The sequence below is a fragment of the Streptomyces hirsutus genome, assembly GCF_001418415.1.
GTDB lineage: Bacteria > Actinomycetota > Actinomycetes > Streptomycetales > Streptomycetaceae > Streptomyces > Streptomyces hirsutus.
Genome location: NZ_LIQT01000660.1, coordinates 1 through 4,226, shown reverse-complemented (window position 1 = coordinate 4,226; position 4,226 = coordinate 1). Strand labels below are relative to the sequence as shown.

2 protein-coding genes are annotated in these 4,226 nt (G+C 74.2%); both read right to left on the bottom strand.

All coding sequences use genetic code 11. The features are described 5' to 3' along the window. Window positions 1-256 precede the first annotated feature (256 nt). Complete coding sequence (gene afsR, locus AOK11_RS36840) at window positions 257-3,286, bottom strand: SARP-family global regulator AfsR (protein WP_055597980.1); 3,030 nt, start codon at window positions 3,284-3,286, stop codon at window positions 257-259. Between the two features lie 364 nt (window positions 3,287-3,650). Beyond that, entirely contained in the window at window positions 3,651-4,067 is a 417-nt protein-coding gene (locus AOK11_RS36835; RefSeq protein ID WP_055597979.1) for a nitroreductase/quinone reductase family protein, read from the bottom strand. Window positions 4,068-4,226 lie beyond the last annotated feature (159 nt).

Here is a 4,226-nt window from a genome sequence, read left to right as displayed (position 1 = left end):
GGTTGTCCAGTGTGGTGATCTCTTCGTTCTGGTTCTTCTCGGCGTCGCTCATGCTGCGGCCTCTCCCCGTGTCGATTGAAGTTCTGGGCGTCCCCGTCCGGCGACTCCCCCGTGGGCCGCCGGACAGGGACGGTTCGGGCTGTCACCTTGGGCGGTGCGCCCGGCCGACCCGCCTGCCCCCCGACGCGGCGGATCAGCGAGCTCAGTCTCGCGGTGCGGCATAAACATTCGATGAACGCGCCCTGGGGGAGGGTCCTCAGGCCGCGGACGCCGAGCCGAGTCGTGCCCGGACCCCTGCGGCTTCCGCGGCCCCGGTCTCCTCGTACCAGGACAGGGCCTCTCGCCAGCAGGCGCGTGCGCGGTCCGCCTGCCCCAGCGCATCGAGGGATTCGCCGAGCGTCGTGAGGACGCCGGCCCGTATCCGGTCGCCCCCGATGCAGCCGACGGCGAGTGCCTGCTCGGCGTGTTGTGCCGCGTTGGCGGGCAGGCGCGCGGCGAGGTACGCCTGGGCGATGCGGAAGTGGGTCGTCCCTTCCCAGAGCCGTTGCCGGTTCGCCCGGAACATCCTCAGCGCCTCGGTCAGTTCCGTGAGCGCCTCGGAAGCGCGCCCGGCCGAGGTGTACGCCAACCCCAGCGCGTACCGGGCGTTCGCGAGGCGAAGGGTCAGGCCCAGCCGGTCGTATATGCGGATGCCCTCCCGGGCGAGCCCTATGGCGTGCGAGGTGTTCCCCATGGCGAGACGAACGCGGGAGAGGTTGCACAGCGCGCTCGCCTCGAGGGGGGCGTTTCCGTCGTTCCTCGATCCGTCGATGGCGGTCAGGAGGTGGGTCTCCGCGTCGTTGTTGCGCCCTTGGATCAACGCGATGATCCCCCGGTCGTTGCTGGCCCAGTAGAGGGGGATGAAGTCCCCGACCGCCCGTGCCAGCTCCACGGCCCGGCTCGCCTCCTCCTCGGCTTCGTCGTACCGGCCCGCGACGAGATGCACGTTGATCAGTGCCGTGCGCGCCCTGCCCTCGGCCCGGCGGTCTCCCGCCGACCGCGCCGCCTCCTTGGCGGCGACCGCGGCCGATTCGTACTGCTTCGAGTTCGCCCCCGATTCGCCCAGGTCCTTGGCGGCCCACAACAGGTCCACGCCCCGGCGGAGCCTGCCGTCCTGGAAAGCCTGCCGCGCGCTCGAGAGGAGGGAGCCGGCTTCCGAGTACAGCCAGTCGAGCGCGTCCTGCCGGTCGCCGAACCGCAGTCCTTCGTACTGAGTCGGCTCGAGATGATCGATGAGCCGGTCACCCGGTCGTTCCATCGCGAAGACCTGCGCCGCGGTGGCCAGGTAGAAGTCCAGCAACCGCGACAGTGCCGCCTCCTGCTCGCCCGGCCGCTCGTCCCGTTCCGCGCACGCACGCGCGTAGAGGCGCACCAGGTCGTGGAGGCGGTAGCGGCCGGGGGCCGCCGATTCCAGCAGGGAGGTGTCCACCAGGCACTCCAGGAGGTCCTCCGTGTCCCCCGGCGGGAGGTCGAGGACCGCCGCCGCCGCGGCGAGCGAGATGTCCGGGCCGTCCGCCAGGCCCAGGAGCCGGAAGGCGCGGGCCTGGACCGGCTCCAGTTGCCCGTAGCCCAGCTCGAAGGTGGCCTTGACCGCGAGGTCGCCGGCCTGGAGTTCGTCCAGGCGGCGGCGCTCGTCCGCCAGCTTGGCCACGAGGGACGAGACCGTCCAGGTGCGGCGGGCCGCCAGCCGGGACGCCGCGATGCGGATCGCCAGCGGCAGGAAGCCGCACGCCGCGACCACGTCCAGGGCGGCCTGCCGCTCCGAGGCGACCCTCTCCTCGCCGACGATCCTGGTGAAGAGCGCCAGCGCCTCGTCGGGGGACAGCACGTCCAGGTCGACCAGATGGGCACCGGCCAGGTCCACCATCCGCACCCGCGCCGTGATCAGCGCCGCACACCCGTGAGTGCCGGGCAGCAGCGGACGCACCTGTGCCGCGTCGCGGGCGTTGTCCAGCAGCACCAGGACCCGGCGCCCGTCCAGCACCGACCGGTACAGCGCCGCCCGCTCCTCCAGGGAGTCCGGGATCGCCGAGTCCGCCGTACCCAGGGCGCGCAGGAAGGAGCCGAGCACCGTCTCCGGCTCGGCCGCCCGGGCGCCCGCGCCCTGGAGGTCGACGTACAGCTGGCCGTCGGGGAACACGGCCCGCGCCTGGTGGGCGACGTGCACGGCGAGGGTCGTCTTGCCGACGCCGCCTATTCCGGCCAGCGCGGACACCGCCATCACCCGGCCCTCGGCCGAGGCGAGGAGCGCGCCGAGTTCGCGGACGAAGGACGCGCGACCGGTGAAATCGGGCACCGTGGCCGGAAGCTGGGCGGGCCGGACCGGGGTGGCGGCCGGCTCGGGCGGCGCGGGGGAGGAGGGCTCCGCCAGGCGGGGATCCGCCCGCAGGATGCGCTGCTGGAGTTCCTGGAGGCCGGGACGCGGGTCCACGCCCAGTTCATCGGCGAGCAGACGGCGGGTGTCCGCGTACACCGCCAGCGCCTCCGCCTGGCGGCCGCTGCGGTACAGCGCCAGCATCAGCAGCTCGCGCAGGCGTTCGCGCAGCGGGTGCGTCGCCGTGAGCGCCGTCAGTTCCGAGACGGCCTCCGCGTGGCAGCCCTGCTTCAGGTCCATGTCCAGCCGCGTCTCCGAGAGCTGGAGCCGCCACTCCTCCAGCCGTACCCGCTGCGCCTGTGCGTACGGGCCCGGCGCACCCGCCAGCGTCTCGCCGTCCCACAGCGCGAGGGCGCGGTCCAGGAGCGCACGGGACGCGCGCAGGTCCCCGCCGTGCTTCGCCCGCTCGGCATCGGCGGCCAGCCTCTGCGCCATCCCGACGTCCAGCGCGTCCTCGCCCGTCCCGCGCACCGCGTACCCGCCGGACTCGCTGACCAGGACGCCGGGCCCCAGCGCCTTCCGCAGCCGGGAGGCGTACGTGCGGACCGCGGCCAGGGCCTGCGCGGGGGGCTCCTCGCCCCACAGGGCGTCGATCAGCTCGGCCGCCGTCGCCGTACGCCCCTCGCGGAGCAACAGGGCGGCGAGCAGGGCGCGTTGCTGTGGACTGCCGGTGGCGAGGGACTCACCGTCACGCCAGGCGCGCACCGGGCCGAGCACGCTGAAGCGCAGCACCGACGGCTCCGGCGACGCCGACGGCTCGGGTGCCGCCCAGGACTCCGGCGATCCCGGTGACTTCGGCGACCTCGGTGGCGTCGACGGCTCCGCCGGCGAACCGGGACGCCGCTGCTCCGGCACTCGCGGTGCACCGTCCATGCAGTCCCCCTAATACATCCTCAACAACCACGCCAGTCTGCCTTGTTCGTGGCGAATGCGGCAGCCGTGCGAGACGGCGGTCACACGGGTGCGCGCACGGTCCACAAGGCCCCACACCTTCTGCGTACACGTGCGCACGGACGTTACGCGGGCGTGGCAGTGACGTGCGCGCGCAACGCCACCGCCACGGGCCCGCCCCCGGCCCGGTTCCCCTTCTGTTCCCGCATGGTTGACGCACCGTCAGGGAGGTGTTGCGGCGCCCCGTGCCGTCCGCGCCCCACCGGCTCGCCCTGCCGGGCGTGCGTGCACCTGCGACGGCCGGACAGCCGGGCGGCAGGAGTGCGGGTCCGGCGCGCACGGTCGGCTACACGGGGCGGAGATCGCCCCGGTCGTCCAGGTCCACCCGTACCGTCAGCAGCTCCGCCCCCATCACCCGCACCGCGAGGCTGTTCCCGCGGGGCAGGGTGCGCAGGCGGGCGAGGGGGTCGTCGTCGGGCAGCGGGTGCGCGGTGCCGGTGTGCCAACGACCCCGGATGCGGACCCGCACCCGGGGATTCGCGCGGATGTTGCGGACGTACTGGGACCGCTCGCCGAACTCCGACACCAGCCAGAACGCGTCCCCGACCCGCCGCCCGCCCAGCGGAGTGCGGCGCGGCAGCCCGGACACCCGGCCCGTGGTCTCCAGGAGGGTCTGGAACGGGAGGCGGCGCAGGACGGGGTTGCCGATCCTGCGCTGGACGGCGGTGACCGCCCGGTACTTGCGTTCGGCGTGACGGCTCATGGTCCTGGAAGTCTAGAACCGTCGTCGCACTCCCGTCAGGGCCTGCCGGCGGCCCGGGAAGATCGGATGGGTGAACACGGCCAGGGCGCCGGGCGCCGGGCGCCGGGCGCCGGGCGCCGGGCGGCGGGCGGCGGGCGCCGGGCGGCGGGCCCGCCGCCC

Coding starts and splice junctions, on each gene's coding strand:
- AOK11_RS36835 (WP_055597979.1), bottom strand. CDS start 4,067: ATGAGCCGTCACGCCGAACGCAAGTACCGGGCGGTCACCGCCGTCCAG.
- afsR (WP_055597980.1), bottom strand. CDS start 3,286: ATGGACGGTGCACCGCGAGTGCCGGAGCAGCGGCGTCCCGGTTCGCCG.